Source organism: Pseudomonas glycinae (genome assembly GCF_001594225.2).
In the GTDB taxonomy this organism is placed as follows: domain Bacteria; phylum Pseudomonadota; class Gammaproteobacteria; order Pseudomonadales; family Pseudomonadaceae; genus Aquipseudomonas; species Aquipseudomonas glycinae.
Map to the genome: position 1 here is coordinate 1783934 of NZ_CP014205.2, position 19045 is coordinate 1802978.

The window sequence follows — 19045 nt, forward strand, 5'->3', positions numbered from 1 at the left end:
TGAACAGCTGATTACTGCGCCGCCACTTTCCCCGTTTTTTCCAGATCATCGCGTACGGTCTGCACCTGATACTGCGGATCGGCCTTGATCTGCTGCTCGGTGAATGGCAAAACGCTCCACTGTTTTTTCGAGAAGGCCTCGGTCTGGTCACGAGAATATTTCGACGCCGGATCGCTGGACAGCGAGAACGCCAGCAGGCCCTGGGCATGCGGCCCTTTGTCATCGAACGTCACGACTTGCAGGTAACTGGTGCCGCTGACCACTTCGAGCCTGCCATCTTCACGGGGCACGCTCTGAATGGCGTTGTAAATGCCCAACGTTCCGGGGCCACCGTGGATCGGCGTTTGCTGACCGCCACTGCTGACCACCTGCACATCGCCCCAACGGGTTTTCTTGGTCAGGCCCATTTTGGCGGCCGTCGCGGCCGACGCCAGCATTGCCTCGCGCAATGCCTTGGCCACTTCCGGCTTTTCAATAGCCAGCCCGCGCGGTGTGTGTTGCGCATCCTTCGGATCGAATGCCACGCGCCAGGCCTGCGGCGATTGCTGCATCGCTTGCATGATGCTCTGGAAATACACCAGGCCAACGCCCGACTCCAGATTCGCCCGGCCGTCCCACGCTTTCAGGCTGCTGCACACTGATTTCAACGCGGCTTCAGACTGGGAAGCGCAGAACTTCAACAGATCCGGTACTACCTGAGTCGCGAGAAACACCTGATCGTCCATCACCATGTGTTGCAGGTCCTGCACCGACACCGGCCCTTTTTTGCTCAGGGTCGCCAGACGATCGAGCGCAAAGCGCGAACGCAGGCCCAGTGGCAGCCCGTCCTGGCTGATCAGTGGCGAGTAACCAGTCAACGGTTGCGCCGGATTGGCCAGCCAGGCCGAGTCGTTGGAGTGCTGGACGAAGTCCTTGCGCAACAGCTGTGGCAACTGGCTGGAGGCGTAAATGCCCTTCTGTGCGGCTTGCGGGTCGATGTCCCAGGCGCAAGCGCTGTTGGAACCGTCGAGCACGATCATTTTCAGACCGGCGCGCGGGTCGCTGCACTTGGCCAGTTTGTCGGTACTGACGTTTGGTACCACCGACAGGTTCATGTACAGCGTCTGGCCTTTGTCATCCACCGCCAGGGTGTTGACCCACGGGATGCCCTGGATCGTGTGCACCGAATCCTGCAGATCCTTGAGATTGCCGGCGCGATTCATGGCGTACCACTGCGTCAGCACCCGGTCGTTGTCCAGGTTCGCATCGCGCAGGCTATAGGCGTACTGGTTGTCCCAGTCGAGCTTGCCGGGCCACTGCACGATCGGGCCGAACTGTGAGCTGTAGACGTCACGGGAAACCGGCACGACCTGGCCGTCCGCCTGTTTGACCTGCGCCGTGACGGTCTGTTTGCTCAGCGGCAACGACTGGCCGTCGAGCAGGTAACGGGTCGGATCCTTCGGATCGAGTTGCAGGCGATACAGGGTGAAATGCTTGGACGAGTCGACGGTGTGGGTCCAGGCCAAGTGCTGGTTGAAACCGATGTTGATCATCGGCAGACCCGGCAGCGCCGCGCCCATCACATCGAGCTTGCCCGGAATGGTCAGGTGCATCTGATAGAAGCGCATGCCGCCGATCCACGGGAAATGCGGGTTGGCCAGCAACATGCCGCGGCCATTGAACGAGCGCTCGCTACCCACCGCCACCGCGTTGCTGCCGCGGTCCAGCGCGAAGCGTTGCTGGCGCGTTTCAGCCAGTTGGTAAGCCCGGACATCGTTTCCAATCTGCGCAGTGGCCTGCGGGGGTGTAGCACCTGCCAAGGCTTCGGCGAACTGACCGACACCGCCCTCGACCAGCAGGCGACGGGTCAACTTCACCAGGTCTTCGGCGGCGATATCGCGCACCCACTCACCCTGGCACTGTTGCGGCAGCCCCTGCTGGCGACGCTCGGCCAGGTAACGGTTGTAGCCGGCGGCATAACCTTCCACCAGATCACGGACTGCGACCGGCTGCGCCTGCCAGAACGCATTCACCGCTTGCGGGGTGTTGAGCCACTGGAAGAACACATCGCTGATGCGGTTCTCGCGTTCTTCGACCGTCAATTGCTCCGGCCCGAAGTACCGCGACCGCTCGCCATTGACTGTCACGATTTCGTTGGCCAGCAGGCACAGGTTGTCCTGCGCATAGGCGTAACCGATGCCGAACCCGAGACCGCGTTCGTTTTCCGCGCGAATGTGCGGTACGCCAAAGCCTGTGCGACGGATATCCGCGCCGGTCTGAACGGACGGGCTGAACGCCTGCGCCGACAGACTCAGCCCGAGAAACAGGCCGGCAAGGGTCAGTCCGGTGAATTGCCTGGAAATAGTCACGCTCGCTCCTGATCGAAAAATCGAAGAGCGAACCGCCCGCCATCGTGAATACATCGGGCCCGGCTCGCTCTGAAATCACCCACGCGTCACGCGCAATGAGCCTGTCCAGAAAACGAAGCCGCGGGAAAAAAATTTAGTCGGTCACACACCCGTTTCGTGCCGCAATCACGGGGAAAAGACGAAACGACGACAAATTTTCTACATTTTTCGCTTCATGATTTGTCGAGCTGAAACGTCTTGTTTAGAGAGAGCACGAAAAACCTTTCCTGATCAGGCTCTGAAAGGAGAAATCGCATGTACCACCCACCCCTACCATCGGAAGGTAGCCAGACCCCACAAGGAGCGCCCATGGGTTCGCACGCCGACGTATTCGGGCAACGGGTCGAGCGTCATGGCAACGAACGCATCCGTTTGCTGCTCAAGAGTTTCGGCCTGCGCACCAGCCTGATTCGCCTCAAAGTCATCGACACCCTGCTGGTCGCCGCCGAGGAAGACCGTCGCCTGGGTGTGCGTGGCGTGCATAGCCAACTGCTGGATCTGGACATTCCGTTGTCCTTCCTCAGCGTTCGTGAAGTGCTCAAGCGTCTGTGTGCCGAAGGCGTGATCACATTCAACGACGACAAGAGCTACAGCCTCCATCCCCAGGCTGCCGCGGTGCTCAACAACGATTGAAGCACCCGGCAGAGGCCGTCAGGGCTTGACCTTGCGGCGCATCACGCCGTTGATCACCACGACTACCACCGCCACACCGATGGCGATGTACTGGAACGTTTGCTCGCTGAGCTTGCCGGCGTTTTGCAGCCAGGACAGGCCGAGCATGATCAGCAGTACGGCGACGGCGATCAGAATCGAATATATCAAGCGTTGCTTATGGGTCATTACAGGTTCCTGAACCGTTGGAATGTATCGGGTTTGTATCGGCGTTGATGCCATGCACATACCGTTTGACGGGGATGCGCCGCTGTAAACGGGGTCTCATGTTACAGCCGATGAAGAGCTTTGGCTTCAAACGGCGTTAACCATGAGGATCCTTGAAATGCTACGTCGAATCACCTGGCTGATTCCTGTCCTTGCACTGCTGACGCTGAGCGGCTGCATCATCTTCCCCCACGGCGGCTGGCATGGCGATCATCGCCACTATGCGCCGGCAGGCCCGGGCTACTACTACCATCGTTAAGCCATTTCCCTGAGCGACAGGGCGACAGACGACCGCTCAAATACAACAATGTATGTAAGACGAATCAAAATGCCCACGCAAATGTGGGCATTTTTTGTAGGACTTTATTCTCCTTAAGGTAAGGCAATTCCAACGCGCTTGTAGAAGTTCTGCCATTCGCAACATCATGCAAAGCCAGGTCACGGATGGACATACCAATGGCGTAGGAACAATCACTCCCCGTCCCTACCCTTTGCGCTCCTTCTCCACTGCCGTGGTTGCGCATGCAAAGAACTCTCATCAACCTCCCGCCACTCCGGGCGCTGGGTTTCTGTCTGGCCATTACACTGTTCGAATGGTTGACCTATATGGCCAGCGACATGGTCATGCCGGCCATGCTGAACGTCACTCAGGATCTTGGAGCCGATACCGCTCATATCCCCAACGCATTCAATCTCTATCTGATCGGCGGGGTCTGCCTGCAATGGCTGATCGGCCCGTTGTCCGACCGGTTCGGCCGACGCCCGCTGTTATTGGCCGGTTGTGCGCTGTTCGGTGCAACCTGCGCGGCCACCGTCGCCACGCCCGGCATCGAAGTGTTCAACGCCCTGCGACTGTTGCAAGGCATGGGCCTGGGATTTGTCGTGGCGGTCAGCTACCCCGCGTTACAGGAAGTCTTCTGCGAGGCGGATGCGGTGCGACTGATGGCATTGCTGGGTAATGTCGCACTGCTTTCGCCCCTGCTCGGTCCACTGCTCGGCAGCCTGCTGCTGGAATGGCTGAGCTGGCGCGAGCTGTTCCTCGGTCTGGGCCTGATCGCAACACTGACCTGGATCGGACTGTATGCCTGCATGCCGGAGACGATCGGCGTAGTCCGCCACGACGGCGGCCAACAAGCGCCGATCCCATTCTCGCTCGGCCAGCTGAGCAGCCGTTATCTCGCACTGCTGCGCAATCACCGGTTCGTCGGCATCTGCCTGGCTCTCGGGCTGATGAGCCTGCCGCTGATAGCCTGGATCGGACTGGCGCCGCTGCTGCTCGTCCAGTTGCTCGGCCTGACCACACGGGAATATGCGCTGTGGCAGATTCCCGTGTTCTCGGCGGTCATTGTCGGCAATCTGATCCTTGATCGATTGCTGGCTTCGCGGGATCTGCCGCAATTGATTCGTCTGGCGCTCTGGCCATTCTGCCTGGGTTTGCTGACCTTGATCGCCGCGGCACTGACCAGCCTTTCCCTTGCCGGATTGATGACCGGCCTTGCGCTGTATGCCGTGGGACTGGGCATGAGCAACGCCGCGCTGTACCGCCTGGCACTGTTTTCCAGCGATGACAGCAAAGGCCTGGTTTCTGCCTCGATCGGCATGATTTCGATTGCGGTGATGGGTGTCGGCGGTTCATTGATTGCCGCCATCGGCGGCGGTACCCGCCTCGAATCCTTCGCCATTTGGGCGGCGCTGGGCGGCCTGCTCAGCCTGCCTCTGCTGTACCGGTTTCTGCCAAACGTCCCGACAGACTCCGCTTCTTCAACATAACGCCAAGGACGCATGATGAACCCTTTCCCCTACAGCGACGCGCTCTGCGCGTTGACGCAACCCTATTGCCCGGATTCCGTGCCGGACGGGCTGTTTAACCAGGCCATGGCCGAGATCAGCCGGTTTCATAGCCAGCACACCCCCGGCTACGAACACTGGCTGAACGCCAATGGCTTGATCGTGGACGACCTGGAGCACCTTGATGACTGGTCTCGGCTTGCGCCCATTTTTGCCAGTTTCTTCAAGCGACAGCCCTTGCTCAGTGCCACCGGAGTGGACGCACTGGAACTCACGTCTTCCGGGACCAGTGGCGAGAAAAGCCGCATGCGTTATGACCAGCGCAGTCTGGGCGCGGCCCAGAACATGGTCGGGCAGATCTTCCGGCACTATGACTGGGACACCCCGCACACCCCATGCAATTACCTGCTGCTGAGCTATGAACCCGAAGGCAGTATCAGCCTGGGCACATCGTTTACCGATCAGTTTCTGTGCCGGTTTGCGCCCGTCAATCGCGTGGCCTACGCACTGCGCCGCACAGGCGGCGGACATGAATTCGACGGCTTCGGCGTGATTGCCGCCTTGCAATCCTTCGCCGAAGAAGGCTTGCCGGTGCGCATCTTCGGCTTCCCGGCCTTTCTCTGGCAGACCCTGCAACGCATGCAGGCCACCGGGGTGGCGAACCTGCAACTGGCAGAAGGCTCGCTGACGCTGTTTGGCGGCGGCTGGAAAACCCAAATGGCACACGAAATTCCCCGTCAGCAACTGTATGAACGCATTCATCGCCAATTGGGCATCGAGATATCTCGCTGTCGTGACGGTTATGGCGCCGTCGAGCATGCGGTGCCGTATCTCGAGTGTGCTCACCATCATTTCCATGTACCGGTCTATTCGAAGGTTTTCGTGCGTCATCCCTCCGATTTTTCAGTTCAGCCCTATGGGCGTCAGGGCTTGCTGAGCTTTGTCTCGCCCTACATTTCATCAAGCCCGGCACACGCGGTGGTCATGAGCGATCTCGCCACCCTGCATCCTGGCGCCAGTTGCGGCTGTGGTCTATCCACCGACTGGTTCGAACTGCATGGCCGTGCGGCCACCACGGCCGGCCGAAGCTGCGCGATGGCTGCCTCTGAATTATTGGGGACGCACTGATATGTACCTGATCAACGGAAAACTTCACGACGACTGCACCCTCGACGCCGCACTGCAAGAGCTGGACCTGGATTTGCCACAACGATTGGCCAAGGCGCTCGATACAGCGACCGTGCTTGGTGCAGCAGCCACTTTTGCCGAGCGTCTGCAAGACCCGGGCATGGCAATGCCCATCGGTCCCGAGCAACGCCAGACACTGATCGAGTTCTGCCAGCCGGATGCGTTGCGGCGCAAGCTTGAGCGCGAACTCGGCGAGCAACCGGGCAGCCTGCGTCGCCTCGACTATCACCCGTCACGCTTTGAACGCTGGAGCCCGCTGGGACTTGTGGTTCACATCACCCCCGGCAATGCACCGTTGCTGGCCTTTTGCGCGGTGATCGAAGGCCTGCTGGCCGGCAACGTCAACTGGTTGCGTCCCAGCAGCAGCGATCAGGGGATGACGGCCCAATTGCTTCATGGACTGGCACAGTGTGATGCGACCGGTCAGATTGCCGGACATGTCGCCGTCATTCCGGCAGGCACCGCACAGATGGGTCAATTGTGCCGACGGGCCAACGGCGTCTCCGCGTGGGGCGGTGAATCCGCGCTGCAAGCGATCCGCCAGCAACTGGCGCCCGGCTGCCGCTGGATCGACTGGGGCCATCGCATCAGCTTCATCTACCTGACGCCGGCAGCGGTCACGCCAGAAGCGCTGGACGCCGTGGCCGATGAAGTCTGCCGTCTGAACCAGCAGGCCTGTTCCAGTCCGCAATGGCTGCTGGTGGACAGCAACGACGAAAACATCCTGCGCGCCATCGGCGATGACCTGGCCGAGGCGTTCGAGCGTCGATCCCGACACTGGCCGGTCCTGCTGCCTTCGATTCAGGAGGCCTCGGAAATCACCACCCGCACGGCGATGGCGCGACTGGCCCAGAGCTTCTCCGAGGTCGACGGCCAGGTCTGGCAGACACCGGACTGGCGCGTCATCTGGACCCACAACCAGCAACTTGCGCCCTCGCCGCTGTTTCGCAGCCTGTTGCTCAAGCCACTGCCACGGGCGCAGGTCAGCGAGCAGCTGTTGCCCTGGCGCAACGTACTGCAAAGCGCCGGGCTGATGTGTACAGAACACGAAATGGCTGAGCTGGCTCAAACACTGATCGCTGCGGGTGTCACGAGGATCACTCCGGTGCAAGCGATTCACGACGGCTACGAAGGCGAACCCCACGACGGCGTGTATGCGTTGCAGCGCCTGAGCCGTCGCGTATCGGTAAGCCTGCCGGCCACGGCGCTGGCAACCCGTGCCACGCTCGATCCTCTGCCGACACCACCCTCGGTGGCCAATCTGCCGATCATGAGCAAAGACGCCTTTGTCACCCGCCCCATCCACCCGGCGGCGCGGTTGTATTTCCGCTCCGGCGGCAGCAGCGGCGCCCCGGCGTTGGCCGGTTACAGCTACCGCGATTTTGATCGACAGATGCGCGCCAGCGCCGACGGACTGTTCGCAGCGGGCCTTGATCCGAAACGCGACCGGGTAATGAATCTGTTCTTCAGCGGCGGGCTGTACGGCGGTTTCTTCAGTTTTTCCAAAGTACTGGAGATGCTGGGGGCCACGCACCTGCCGATGGGCGCGCCGGCCGATGACGATTACAGCGAGATCGCCCGGTTGATCATCGATCAGCGTGTCACCGTGCTGGTCGGCATGCCCAGCACGCTGCATCGTTTGTTCCTCAACGAGCAGGCACGGCTGAGTGCCTATGGCGGGATCGAAAAGGTCTTCCTCGGTGGCGAACACCCCGGCAAGCAAAGCCTCGCACTGATGCGTAGCTGCGGCGTCAGGCTGATCCGCTCGGCCATTTACGGCAGTGTCGACGCCGGACCGCTCGGCCATGCCTGCCCCGCCACCGGCGATGGCGTGTTTCATCTGATGAGCGATATCCAGCATCTGGAGATCGTCGAATTCGAGGCTGATCGACCGGTGACCGACGGCGAAACCGGGCGTCTGGTGTTCACCTCCATCGAGCGCGAAGGACAGGACATTCAGCGCTACGACGTCGGTGACAGCGGTCGCTGGATTCCCGGTGTGTGTGAGTGCGGGCTGCCCACGCCACGTTTCGAGCTGCTGCAACGTCATGGCAGGCTGATGCGCATCGGCACGGATTTTATCTGCCTGTCGCAATTGGCAGAGCATCTGCAGACCGAATTTCAGTTGATTCTCGAACATGCCCCGGACGGCCTGGAGCGCATGCGCTTTCGCTGCCCACGGCAACCTGATGATGTACAGCGTCGCCTGCTGGACTATCCGACCTTGGCCACGCTCATCCAGACAGGGCTGCTTAGCGTGGAAGTGGAGGTCTGCGGCAGCGACCGGTTCACCCGCAACAAGCACAGCGGCAAGACGCCTCTGCTGATCGACAACCGGGGCATTGGCCCCAGCGCAGACAGGCAAGGAGCGGAACATGAACACACGGTTTGAACTGCAAGAGCTGGTCACGTTTGCACGACAGCATTCCGGTTTTTATGCGCGTCACTTCGCCGAACTTCCCCAGCCGATCACATCACTGGAACAACTGCCGGTGATCGACCCCGTGGAATACTGGAAAGGCAGTCATGACCTCGACCAGTGGCCTGTACTGACGGCACCGCTGAATGACGCACTGGTTTTCAAGACCGGAGGCACCACCAGCGCCGGCAAGTTTTCACTGTTCCGGCGTGAGGAATGGCGGACGCTGGTAACGGACTTCGGCCGCAGTCTCGGCGCCCGGTTGAGCGCCGGAGACCGGGTCGCCAACCTGTTTTTTGTCGGTGATCTGTATGCCAGCTTCATCTTCACCCACGACGCGCTGGCACATGTGCAAACCGAGGTCGTCGAGTTTCCCTTCACCGGCCATGTCGACTCGAACATCCTGGCCGATGCGATTGCCCGGCACCGGATCAACGTGCTGGCGGGTCTGCCGGCACATCTGCTGAGTTTCGCGGCGTGGCTTGAGGCAACATGACCGGGTCCTGGCAGGCGTCACCGCCCTGCTCTACGCCGGTGAAAGCCTGTTTGACGCCCAGTTGCAACGGCTGGCGCGGGTTTTCCCCAGCGCCGGCGTAGCCTCGATCGGATACGCCAGCGTGGACGCCGGATTCATCGGTAGCAGTCATCGTGACTGCGCCATCGGCGAACATCGGGTTCCCGAATGTCACGCAGTGCTGGAAATTCTCGACGAGCAGACCGGTGAACCGATCGAAGAATGCGGTCGTGTCGGACGCCTGGTGATGACCAACCTCACGCGCCGGTTGATGCCGTTGATCCGCTACCCCGTCGGTGATCGCGCGTGCTGGCGAGAGTCGTCCGGCGCGCCCCGGCGCAAGTTCGCGCTGATGGGCCGCTGCGCCGACAGCCAAAGAGTGCGCGTGGGCATTCTGACTCTGCTGCCGCAATCGATCGGCGAAACCGTGCGGCGCGTTACCGGCAGCGACGATTGGCAACTGCTGATCGAACAGGACGGCGCCATGGATATCCTCAGCCTGCACTGGGCACCGGACGCCCTGTCACCGGCAAACGCTGAAGCCGAACAGACGCTGCACAGAGCCTTGATCGAAGACTATCCGTTGATCGAACAACTGAGCGCCGATCGCCTGATGGCGTTGCGGATTCGCTGCTGTACGGTTCAAGAACTGGTATGCCATCCACGCTCCGGCAAACGGCAGCGCGTGCTGGACCGGCGCATCTATAACGGCTCCGGCCAGGAGCGTTGCTGATGGAAACGATCACCCTGCGCGGATATCGCACCAGTGACGCCCAGGCGGTCAGTCGCCTGTTCAGAACTATCTATGGTGACCACTACGCCCAGCCGCATGTTTACCTGCCCCGCATGATCAGCCAGAACCATGCCGACGGCCGCTGGCACTCATTGGTGGCGGTGGCGAACGATCAGGTGGCGGGCCACGCCACGTTGATTCTCGACAAGCAATCATCCATCGCCGAACTGGCGCTGAGCGTGGTGGATCCTCAGAACCGTGGCCAGAACATTGCAACGCAACTGAGCCGGCGCTTGCTGACGCATGCGCAGGCGCTTGGCTATCGGGGTGTCACGATCAAGCAAGTGACCCATCACCCCTATTCGCAAAAAATGGCCGCCCGCCTTGGTTTTCAAAATACCGGCTTGTTGCCCGATCACGCACCGTCACCCTTTGGCGGCGTGCTGACCGAATCGCTCGTGCTGGGTTACGTCCCTGTCGACGGCTTTCAGCGGCCACTGCCGGCCTTGACCTGGCCAGACGAATGCCGTGAGTTCATGCAGCAGTTGTGCGACGTGTTCGGAACGCAATTGAACGTGGCGCCGTGGATCGGCGCTCCAGCGCAGCTGGAACAGCGCTGGGGGCGATATGACGGGGTTTTCAGCGAAGTGGATGAGAGCTTGCTCAAACAGCTGCAGCAACTGCCCACCCATTGGCTGATATCGATCCGGCTCAGGCTGGCCCAGGGTTTCGACACTGCCTGGCGCCGGTTATCAACGACGGGTTTCGTGTTCAGCGGACTGGCGCCCGATGACAAAGGTGAGGGATGGCTGGCGTTGTTTCATAGAGGGTTCCAGCCAAAATCACTGACACTGCATTGTCCGCACATGCAGCGGCTGCATGACGACATGCAGCAACGGATCGCCCCGCTTGCGGATTTTCAGATTTGCGGCAACCGCCCATAAACGAAAAGGCCCGCTCCGTTACCGGTGCGGGCCTTCTGGTCACGCCTTGGCGCTGACGCCAGCGTCGGTCGGAGGCTTGCGCTCGCCGCCCTGCCCGTAGGTCTGCAGGTTCTGCAGTACATAAATGGCTTTCTTGTACTCGGGGATCAACGTATTGGCGTACTTGTTGCCCTTGAGATTGTTGGTCTGGATGGTATCCAGTTGCGTCGCGAAATACTCCAGCGCATTGAACTTGGCGTCCGGATCCTTCTGAATGCCGAAGCGATCAAACTTGTCGCCGGCGTTGAGCAGAGTAATGGACGTGACTTCGGAAATCAGGCCACGGCTGCGCAGCATTGCACTGAGGCTGCCCAATTGTTTGGCCGAAACATTGGTGGGATCGAAACCCTTGATGTTCTTGTGCAGCCCCTGCTTGTCCATCTCCGCGATGCTGATTGCGTTGGGGTCCTTGCCAACCTGGGCCAGCATCTGCTTGACCTTGACACTTTGAGAAACCGGTTTGCTCGAGCTTCCTGTGTCTCGAACCAGCAAACCCGCCTTGGGTTGCCAGGCACCGGTATAGCCGATAGTCATGAGCAAGCTCCTTGCGAGGAAAACATGAAAAATTCCTTGATGAACGACTTTTGAGTTGCCCGGAGTATCGGCCGGCAACCTGATGGCTCCAACTCATTTCTGCACCTTTTTACAATTTTTGTACATTCACGATACAAACCGATAACAGCTCCGGAAATACGGGACCAGAGCGTTCATGACAATGTGATGAAAGTGGGTTTATCGCTCTAATGTTCGGGACAGTTACTTCTCATGTATCAGGCCGGATACGTTCCACCGGTCGGGATTGTAGCTTTTAGGACGCAAGTACCTAAAGCTTCCCGAAGTCGCGACGATACGTTAGGAAACCCGCGCTGTTTTTTCCCTGCCCACAATAAGAATCCCTGCTCAAGGACCGGTTTCCATGCCCGCATTCCGCACCATTCAGGCTCGCTACACGCTGTTTCTGGTTCTGTTCATTCTGTTGTTGTCGGTGCTGACCGTGGTCGGCATCAGCCAGTTGGTCGCGCCCAAGCTGCGCCATACCGAAGAACAGGTGGTGCTCAACCGCATTGCTGAAGTGGCCGAACAGATTCAGGGCGAATTGAACAAGGTTCAGGCGCAACAGCGCAGCATCACCCAGACCATCCCGCTGCTCGACAGCGCAGCCATCGACACCGTATTGCCGGGGCTGGTGGATCAATACGGCGAGCTCAAAGTATTCGGCGGCGGCATCTGGCCGTTGCCCGGCCAGCGTGAGGCCGGACGCAACAAGTTCAGTACGTTCTGGCACCGCGACGCCTCCGGCAAGCTGGCGGTGAACACCTTCTGGAACAGCGACGCTGCGCCCAACTATTACGACCAGAGCTGGTACAAGGGCGGCATGCAGACCCCGCGCGGCCAATGCGCCTGGGCCGCTGCTTATAAAGATGATGCCAGCGCCGAGCCGCGCACCAACTGCGCCATGGCCATCCAGAAAAACGGCAGCGCCTGGGGCGTGTCGACCATCGACGTGACCCTGGGCTTCTTCAACGATCTGGTGGCGCGCAAGGAAAAAGACCTCAACGCCGAAATGCTGATCGTCGAGGCCGACGGCAAGATCATCAGCAACAGCTCGCGCATCAGCGGGCCGATTGTGCTGAAGAACATCAGTGAACTCGCCGGTGGCTCGACCTTCGCCAGCCAGGTCAAGGCCGGGCTGCAAAACCGCGATCAGGCGCAGCGCGTCGAGTTCGACAACCACGGTGAAGCCAGCACCTTCTTCATGCGCCCGATCGAAGGCACCCCGTGGTTCCTCGCCACCGCCCTGCCAACCAAAATGCTCACCGCCCAGCGTGACGATGTGCTCAGCAGCCTGAGCCTGTTGCAGATTCCGCTGGTGATCCTGCTGGTACTGTTGCAGGTCTACGCAATCCGCCAACTGGTTTCGCGCATGAAAGCGCTGAAAGCCAACATCGATTCGCTGTCCAGCGGCGATGCCGACCTGACCCGGCGCATCACCATTCGTGCTGAAGACGAACTCGGTGCCATCGGGCACTCGGTCAACACCTTTATCGCCTACCTGCAGAACATGATCGGCGAAGTGACCCAGGCCACCGGCGCGATGGCCTCGAGCCTCGACAGCCTGCAACGCACCTCGGCGCACACCAGCCAGATTCTGGCGCGCCACGCGTCGGAGACCGACCAGACCGTTACCGCGATCAACGAAATGAGTTCGACCGCCGAAAGCGTCGCGCAAAATGCTGCCGAAACCGCTGCCTTCACCCAGCGCGCCAATGAAAACGCCGACCGTTCCCGCATCGTGGTCGGTGAAGCGTCAGGCAGCGTAGTGGCGTTGATCGACGAAGTGGCCAGCGCCACCCACAAGGTCGAAAGCATGCAGCAGGATGCCCAGCGCATCACCGAAATCCTCGGCGTGATCGGCGCCATTGCCGGCCAGACCAACCTGCTGGCACTCAATGCCGCCATCGAAGCAGCGCGGGCCGGTGAACAGGGTCGCGGTTTTGCCGTGGTGGCGGACGAAGTGCGTGCCCTCGCCGCCCGCACCCAGGCCAGCACCTCGGAAATCAACGAGATGTTGAGCCGTCTGACCCAAGGCGTCAGTTCGTCGGTCAGCGCCATGGAAAACACCCAGGCCAGTTGCCAGTCGGCCGCCGATGCCACCACCCGGGTCAACAGCGGGCTGGACGAAATGGCCGGTGCGGTCAGCCACATCAACAGCCTCAGCACCCAGATCGCCACCGCCGCGGAACAGCAAAGCGCGGTCACCGAAGAGATCAACCGCAGCATGGTGCAGATCCGCCACATGGTCGATGAACTGGTGGAAAGCGGCCAGGCCAGCGAACTCAACACCCGCCAGTTGCTGGAAGCCAATAGCCGGGTGAGCGCGATCATGGGCCGCTTCAAGGTTCGCTGACCGTTTTGTCATCTTGCGCTCAGTGGCCTGTCAGCTTTGATCTACGATCATGTTGGCAGGCCTGCCTCGTATCACTTGGAAACACTCCGTTGATGCCAGGCAGGAAAAACCGGTCAAAATGCCTTCCTTTTTGACCGTTCTTCCTCTGAGCCGAGAGCCATCCATGCGAAACCATCTGCGTCTGGCCGCCCTGAGCGCGCTGTTCATTTCCTCCCTGGCGCAAGCCGCCGACCTTATCCCGATCGAAGTCCACCGCGACGCCAACTGTGGCTGCTGCAAAAAGTGGATCAGCCATCTGGAAGCCAATGGCTTCAAGGTCGAAGACCACGTCGAAAGCGACATGAGCAGCTTCAAGCAGCAGCACGGCGTGCCGCCGCGTCTGGCGTCCTGCCACACCGCGATCATCAACGGCAAATTCGTCGAAGGCCATGTTCCGGCGGAACAGGTGCTGGCCCTGAGCAAGCGTGACGACCTGCTGGGCGTCGCCGCGCCGGGCATGCCGATGGGCTCGCCGGGCATGGAAATGGACGGCATGAGCGACGCCTATCAAGTGATCGGCCTGAAGAAAGACGGCGCCGACGTGGTGGTGGCGGATTACCCGGCCCATTGATGACGGCGGGTTATCTCGGGCTGTTCATGGCCGCGTTTGGTGCGGCGACCCTGTTGCCGCTGCAATCGGAAGCCGTGCTGGTCGGGCTGCTGGTCAGCGATCGTTACTGGCTTTGGGGCCTGCTGGCCGTGGCGACGCTGGGCAATGTCCTCGGTTCGCTGGTGAACTGGTGGCTGGGGCGCCGTCTGGAACGATTTCAGGATCGGCGCTGGTTTCCGGTCAGCCCCAGGCATATGGAGCGCGCCCGTGCTCACTATCAGCGTTACGGTCACTGGTCGCTGCTGCTCAGTTGGTTGCCGGTGATCGGCGATCCGCTGACGTTGATCGCCGGGGTCATGCGCGAACCTCTCGGGCGATTCCTGTTGATCGTCACTCTCGCCAAAGGCGCCCGCTACGGGGTGCTGGCGATGCTCACCCTGGGCTGGCTCGGTTGAACGATCGGGCCCGGGGATTGCCTGTGTTTAACGTCGACCTAATCCGGCCGTTCCAGCATCGGCCGATTTCTTGTGGAGTTGTCCTATGTCTGTGTCGCTGACCCGCTGGCTACCCGGCCTGTTGCTGACCGCCGCCCTGCCCCTGCTTGCTCACGCCGAAGGGCCGCAATACGGCCCGGAACTGCAAGGTTTCGATTATCCCTACACCCTCAAGCACTTTGCCTTTCAGTCCCAGGGCAAGTCGCTGCAGATGGGTTACATGGACGTCGCCGCCTACGGCAAGGCCAACGGGCGCACCGTGGTGCTGATGCACGGCAAGAATTTTTGCGGCGCGACCTGGGACAGTTCGATCAAGGCCCTGAGCGAAGCCGGTTACCGGGTGGTTGCCCCGGATCAGATCGGTTTCTGTACCTCCAGCAAACCCGATCATTACCAGTACACCTTCCAGCAACTGGCAGCCAACACTCAGCAGCTGCTCAAGGCGCTGGGCATCCAGAAAGCCACCCTGCTCGGCCACTCCACGGGCGGTATGCTCGCCACCCGTTATGCGCTGCAATATCCGGATCAGGTCGAGCAACTGGCGCTGGTCAATCCGATCGGTCTGGAAGACTGGAAAGCCCTCGGCGTGCCGTATCGCAGCGTCGATCAGTGGTATCAGCGCGAACTGAAAGTCACCGCGCAGGGCATCCGCGACTATGAACGCACGACCTATTACGACGGTCGCTGGAAACCCGAATTCGACCGTTGGGTGGACATGCTCGCCGGCCTGAGCAACGGCCCGGGCAAGACTCAGGTCGCATGGAACTCGGCGCTGATCTACGACATGATCTTCACCCAGCCGGTGTACTACGAGTTCAAGGACCTGAAGATGCCGACCCTGCTGCTGATCGGCACCTCCGACACCACCGCCATCGGCAAGGACATCGCGCCGCCCGAAGTGAAGGCTAAAATCGGTAACTACGACGTGCTGGGCAAGCAGGTAGCGAAACTGATTCCTCAGTCCACGCTGGTGGAATTCCCCGGCATGGGCCACGCCCCGCAGATGGAAGAGCCGGCGAAATTCCACGAGGCACTGCTCGGCTGGCTGGACAAAACCAATCCCGTTCGTTGAAGAGGTAACGCTGATGGCGGTGCAGATTGCGGTGATCGATGACTGGCAGGACGTCGCGCGGGGCGTAGTTGACTGGTCGATGCTCGACAGTCTCGGCGAAGTCACCTTCGTCCATGAGTACCCGGCGGACAACGCCACGCTGGCCGAGCGTCTGGGCCGGTTCGAGGTGATCTGCGTGATGCGCGAACGCACGCGCTTCGATGAAGACCTGCTCAAACGCTTGCCGAACCTGAAGCTGCTGGTCACCGGCGGCATGCGCAACGCGGCGCTGGATATGCCGGCCGCCGCCCGTCTCGGGATCAAGGTCTGCGGCACCGACAGCTACAAGCACGCGGCGCCGGAACTGACCTGGGCGCTGATCATGGCTGCCACCCGCAATCTGGTGAACGAGGCCAACGCTCTGCGCGCCGGTCAGTGGCAGCAAGGCCTCGGTGGCGACCTGCACGGCAAGACCCTCGGCATTCTCGGGCTCGGTAGTATCGGCCAGCGGGTGGCGCAGTTCGGTCAGGTGTTCGGCATGCGTGTGATCGCCTGGAGCGAAAACCTCACCGCCGAGCGCGCTGAACAGGCCGGTGTCACCTATGTCAGCAAGCAGCAGTTGTTCGAACAGGCTGACGTACTGTCGGTGCACCTGGTGCTCAGCGATCGCAGCCGGGGTCTGGTCGATGCGCAGGCGCTGGACTGGATGAAGCCGACCGCCCTGCTGGTCAACACGGCGCGCGGGCCGATTGTCGATGAAGCGGCGCTGATCAAGGCCTTGCAGAAACAGCGCATCAGCGGTGCGGCCCTCGACGTGTTCGATCAGGAACCGCTGCCGGCACTGCACCCGTTTCGCACCCTCGACAACGTGCTGGCCACGCCCCATGTCGGGTATGTCAGCCGCCAGAACTATGAGCTGTTCTTTTCGCAGATGATCGAAGACATTCAGGCCTGGTCAACCGGAGAACCCGTGCGCCTGCTCAACTGAGCCTGCTCACCTTCGCGGGCAATTCCTGCCCGCGAGGCAGCACCCGCTGACCACCTGCCAACACAAGTGTCCGCACCGCAACAGTGCATTCGCACGTTTCCGGCGCCCGAAATCGTGACCGCCCGGTCACCATTTTGCATCATCGACGTCGCCTGACATGCACTTCGTCGGGGCGCACCCCCTCCCGAAGCCACGGATTTCGTGAGCCTGCAACAGATTGTCGAACAATTCATCCGATCGCCCTGGCCCGCTCTAGGATCTGGCCTAGACTGGATTTCGCGGGGTAAAACCGGCCGGTCACAAAGTCAAAAATTCGTCGAAACTTTTGCAGATCGCGGCGGGTCATCTGATAGGCAGGGCCAAAGCGACTGGTTCAAGTCTTGCAATGGCCACCTCACCCATTCTGCTTGCACGTGTCGGGTAGTGTTTGCTCACCGATGCGTGGCGTGTTTGCGCCCGGCCACAGGACCTGGCCATGGACATCGCATGTTCAAGACAAGAATCAGATCAAAAAGACGGGAGATTCATATGATCAGTGCGGCATTGGAAATTCAGGGAGAACGGGCTCATCAGCCGATGGGTGAATCGAGCACTTTAAGCGTTCCCGGCAGCCGATCGATCAGCGTCCCGATCACCAAGACACTGACGCCGATAGCCAGTCAGAACCCCAACAAGAAAAAAGTATTGTTCGTGACCTCGGAAATCGCCGACCTGGTAAAGACCGGCGGTCTGGGAGACGTTTCTGCCGCCCTGCCCCGTGCAATGGCGCATCTGCACGACGTCCGGGTGTTGATCCCGGGTTACCCGCAAGTCATGAACAGCGAGAATCCGATCCACATCATCGGCGAACTGGGTGGCCACGCCGCGCTGCCGCCCTGCAAGATCGGGCGCATGGACATGCCCGACGGTCTGGTCATTTATGTGTTGATCTGCCCTGAACTGTACGCCCGTGACGGTGGCCCGTACGGCGCCAACAATGGTCGCGACTGGCCGGACAACCATATCCGTTTCGCCCGTCTGGGTCTGGCCGCCGCCGATATCGCCGCCAACCTCGCGCAAATCCACTGGTGCCCGGATCTGGTGCATGCCCACGACTGGCCGGCCGGTCTCGCGCCTGCCTACATGCACTGGCGCGGGCAACGCACGCCGACCCTGTTCACCATTCATAACCTGGCCTATCAAGGCGTGACCAGCCTCGGCTCTTGCCCGGAGCTCGGGATTCCCGCCCATGCCCTGCAACAGGAAGGCATGGAGTTCTACGGCAAGATGTCGTTCCTCAAGGCCGGCATGGCTTATTCGAGCCACATCACCACGGTCAGTGCCACTTACGCGCAGGAAATCACTACCCCGGATTTCGGCTGCGGTCTCGACGGTTTTCTCGCCGCCAAGACCCAGCAAGGCTTGCTCAGCGGCATTCCCAACGGCATCGATGAGAGCTGGGACGCTGCCACCGACCCGCACCTGTTCGCGCCATTTGCCATCGGCGACTGGGAAGGCAAGGCCATCAACGCCGCCCACGTGCGCGAATTGTTCGGCCTGAACGAGTCCGAAGGTCCTCTGTTTGCAGTGGTCTCGCGACTGGTCTATCAAAAAGGCCTGGACCTGACCGAAGCGGTGTCGGAATACATCGTGCAGAACGGTGGCCAGATCGCGATCATCGGCCGTGGCGAGCCTGAAGAAGAACAGGCCATGCGTGAACTGGCGCTGCGCTTCCCCGGCCAGATCGGCGTGCGCATCGGCTTCAATGAAACCGACGCCCGACGCATGTTCGCCGGCAGCGATTTCCTGCTGATGCCATCGCGTTATGAACCGTGCGGTCTGAGCCAGATGTACGCCCAGCGTTTCGGCTCGCTGCCGGTGGCGCGCAACACCGGCGGGCTGGCCGACACCATCGAAAACGGTGTTACCGGTTTCCTGTTCAATGAATCCACCGCCGACAGCTACCGCGAGGCCCTGAGCCGAGCGTTCAAGGTGTTTGCCTTTCCCGAACTGCTCAACGCCATGCGTTGCCGGGCGATGGCCGCACCCTTCAACTGGTGCAAGGCAGTCGAACCTTACGCCGAACTCTACGAACGACTGGTGGCCAAGGCGCTGGGTAAAACGCACCACAAATAACCAGGGAGG

Annotated in this window: 15 protein-coding genes and 1 pseudogene; 13 read left to right on the forward strand and 3 right to left on the reverse strand. The window is 60.8% G+C overall.

Translation table 11 applies throughout. The annotated features are described in order from the left end of the window. Window positions 1-11 precede the first annotated feature (11 nt). Window positions 12-2348 carry a bifunctional acylase PvdQ gene (pvdQ, locus tag AWU82_RS07965; protein ID WP_064381790.1) on the reverse strand — a complete coding sequence of 779 codons (2337 nt, stop codon included), beginning with the start codon at window positions 2346-2348 and terminating at the stop codon, window positions 12-14. A 294-nt stretch (window positions 2349-2642) separates the two neighbouring features. Here pvdQ and AWU82_RS07970 point away from each other — a divergent pair, with 294 nt between their 5' ends. Further along, the gene (locus AWU82_RS07970; RefSeq protein ID WP_064381791.1) at window positions 2643-3020 is read left to right on the forward strand and encodes a hypothetical protein; all 378 of its coding nucleotides are present in this window, start codon (window positions 2643-2645) and stop codon (window positions 3018-3020) included. A gap of 18 nt (window positions 3021-3038) precedes the next feature. On the opposite strand, the gene AWU82_RS07975 is transcribed toward AWU82_RS07970, so the two are convergent. Continuing rightward, window positions 3039-3227 carry a hypothetical protein gene (locus AWU82_RS07975; RefSeq protein WP_007957552.1) on the reverse strand — a complete coding sequence of 63 codons (189 nt, stop codon included), beginning with the start codon at window positions 3225-3227 and terminating at the stop codon, window positions 3039-3041. Window positions 3228-3384: 157 nt separating this feature from the next. On the opposite strand from AWU82_RS07975, the gene AWU82_RS07980 reads away from it, so the two are divergent. The 6 genes and pseudogenes from AWU82_RS07980 (at window position 3385) to AWU82_RS08005 (ending at window position 10852) form a co-directional block, all read left to right on the forward strand. Next, on the forward strand, window positions 3385-3525 hold the full coding sequence (locus tag AWU82_RS07980) for a hypothetical protein (RefSeq protein ID WP_170928916.1): 141 nt from the start codon (window positions 3385-3387) through the stop codon (window positions 3523-3525). Between the two features lie 263 nt (window positions 3526-3788). Then, a complete protein-coding gene (locus AWU82_RS07985; RefSeq protein WP_064381792.1) occupies window positions 3789-5036 on the forward strand; it encodes an MdfA family multidrug efflux MFS transporter in 1248 nt (415 codons plus the stop codon). A 15-nt stretch (window positions 5037-5051) separates the two neighbouring features. Continuing rightward, the gene (locus AWU82_RS07990; protein ID WP_064381793.1) at window positions 5052-6182 is read left to right on the forward strand and encodes a LuxE/PaaK family acyltransferase; all 1131 of its coding nucleotides are present in this window, start codon (window positions 5052-5054) and stop codon (window positions 6180-6182) included. Window position 6183: 1 nt separating this feature from the next. Further along, on the forward strand, window positions 6184-8634 hold the full coding sequence (locus AWU82_RS07995; protein WP_064381794.1) for an aldehyde dehydrogenase family protein: 2451 nt from the start codon (window positions 6184-6186) through the stop codon (window positions 8632-8634). After that, window positions 8618-9908: pseudogene (locus AWU82_RS08000) on the forward strand (phenylacetate--CoA ligase family protein). Before AWU82_RS07995 ends, AWU82_RS08000 begins: the two are co-directional and overlap by 17 nt. Beyond that, complete coding sequence (locus AWU82_RS08005) at window positions 9908-10852, forward strand: GNAT family N-acetyltransferase (RefSeq protein ID WP_064381795.1); 945 nt, start codon at window positions 9908-9910, stop codon at window positions 10850-10852. The pseudogene AWU82_RS08000 and the gene AWU82_RS08005 overlap by 1 nt, the downstream one beginning before the upstream one ends. Before the next feature lie 39 nt (window positions 10853-10891). On the opposite strand, the gene AWU82_RS08010 is transcribed toward AWU82_RS08005, so the two are convergent. After that, window positions 10892-11425, reverse strand: a complete 534-nt coding sequence (locus AWU82_RS08010; RefSeq protein WP_064381796.1) for a hypothetical protein — start codon at window positions 11423-11425, stop codon at window positions 10892-10894. Window positions 11426-11807: 382 nt separating this feature from the next. Between AWU82_RS08010 and AWU82_RS08015 the strand changes: the two genes are divergently transcribed. The 6 genes from AWU82_RS08015 to glgA all read left to right on the forward strand — a co-directional run bounded on the left by AWU82_RS08015 (window position 11808) and on the right by glgA (window position 19036). Beyond that, on the forward strand, window positions 11808-13799 hold the full coding sequence (locus AWU82_RS08015) for a methyl-accepting chemotaxis protein (protein WP_064381797.1): 1992 nt from the start codon (window positions 11808-11810) through the stop codon (window positions 13797-13799). Between the two features lie 163 nt (window positions 13800-13962). Continuing rightward, on the forward strand, window positions 13963-14409 hold the full coding sequence (locus AWU82_RS08020) for a DUF411 domain-containing protein (RefSeq protein WP_007957572.1): 447 nt from the start codon (window positions 13963-13965) through the stop codon (window positions 14407-14409). Then, window positions 14409-14843, forward strand: a complete 435-nt coding sequence (locus AWU82_RS08025; RefSeq protein WP_064381798.1) for a YqaA family protein — start codon at window positions 14409-14411, stop codon at window positions 14841-14843. The genes AWU82_RS08020 and AWU82_RS08025 overlap by 1 nt, the downstream gene beginning before the upstream one ends. A gap of 85 nt (window positions 14844-14928) precedes the next feature. Continuing rightward, window positions 14929-15954, forward strand: a complete 1026-nt coding sequence (locus AWU82_RS08030) for an alpha/beta fold hydrolase (protein ID WP_064381799.1) — start codon at window positions 14929-14931, stop codon at window positions 15952-15954. 13 nt (window positions 15955-15967) lie between these two features. After that, on the forward strand, window positions 15968-16921 hold the full coding sequence (locus AWU82_RS08035) for a D-2-hydroxyacid dehydrogenase family protein (RefSeq protein ID WP_064381800.1): 954 nt from the start codon (window positions 15968-15970) through the stop codon (window positions 16919-16921). A 528-nt stretch (window positions 16922-17449) separates the two neighbouring features. After that, window positions 17450-19036: a glycogen synthase GlgA gene (glgA, locus tag AWU82_RS08040; RefSeq protein WP_064381801.1), complete on the forward strand. Its 1587-nt coding sequence runs from the start codon at window positions 17450-17452 to the stop codon at window positions 19034-19036. Window positions 19037-19045 lie beyond the last annotated feature (9 nt).

Excerpts from the sequence above, each read along its gene's own strand:
- AWU82_RS07970 (WP_064381791.1), top strand. The coding sequence starts at position 2,643 with ATGTACCACCCACCCCTACCATCGGAAGGTAGCCAGACCCCACAAGGA.
- AWU82_RS07975 (WP_007957552.1), bottom strand. The coding sequence starts at position 3,227 with ATGACCCATAAGCAACGCTTGATATATTCGATTCTGATCGCCGTCGCC.
- AWU82_RS07980 (WP_170928916.1), top strand. The coding sequence starts at position 3,385 with ATGCTACGTCGAATCACCTGGCTGATTCCTGTCCTTGCACTGCTGACG.
- AWU82_RS07985 (WP_064381792.1), top strand. The coding sequence starts at position 3,789 with ATGCAAAGAACTCTCATCAACCTCCCGCCACTCCGGGCGCTGGGTTTC.
- AWU82_RS07990 (WP_064381793.1), top strand. The coding sequence starts at position 5,052 with ATGAACCCTTTCCCCTACAGCGACGCGCTCTGCGCGTTGACGCAACCC.
- AWU82_RS07995 (WP_064381794.1), top strand. The coding sequence starts at position 6,184 with ATGTACCTGATCAACGGAAAACTTCACGACGACTGCACCCTCGACGCC.
- AWU82_RS08005 (WP_064381795.1), top strand. The coding sequence starts at position 9,908 with ATGGAAACGATCACCCTGCGCGGATATCGCACCAGTGACGCCCAGGCG.
- AWU82_RS08010 (WP_064381796.1), bottom strand. The coding sequence starts at position 11,425 with ATGACTATCGGCTATACCGGTGCCTGGCAACCCAAGGCGGGTTTGCTG.
- AWU82_RS08015 (WP_064381797.1), top strand. The coding sequence starts at position 11,808 with ATGCCCGCATTCCGCACCATTCAGGCTCGCTACACGCTGTTTCTGGTT.
- AWU82_RS08020 (WP_007957572.1), top strand. The coding sequence starts at position 13,963 with ATGCGAAACCATCTGCGTCTGGCCGCCCTGAGCGCGCTGTTCATTTCC.
- AWU82_RS08025 (WP_064381798.1), top strand. The coding sequence starts at position 14,409 with ATGACGGCGGGTTATCTCGGGCTGTTCATGGCCGCGTTTGGTGCGGCG.
- AWU82_RS08030 (WP_064381799.1), top strand. The coding sequence starts at position 14,929 with ATGTCTGTGTCGCTGACCCGCTGGCTACCCGGCCTGTTGCTGACCGCC.
- AWU82_RS08035 (WP_064381800.1), top strand. The coding sequence starts at position 15,968 with ATGGCGGTGCAGATTGCGGTGATCGATGACTGGCAGGACGTCGCGCGG.
- glgA (WP_064381801.1), top strand. The coding sequence starts at position 17,450 with ATGATCAGTGCGGCATTGGAAATTCAGGGAGAACGGGCTCATCAGCCG.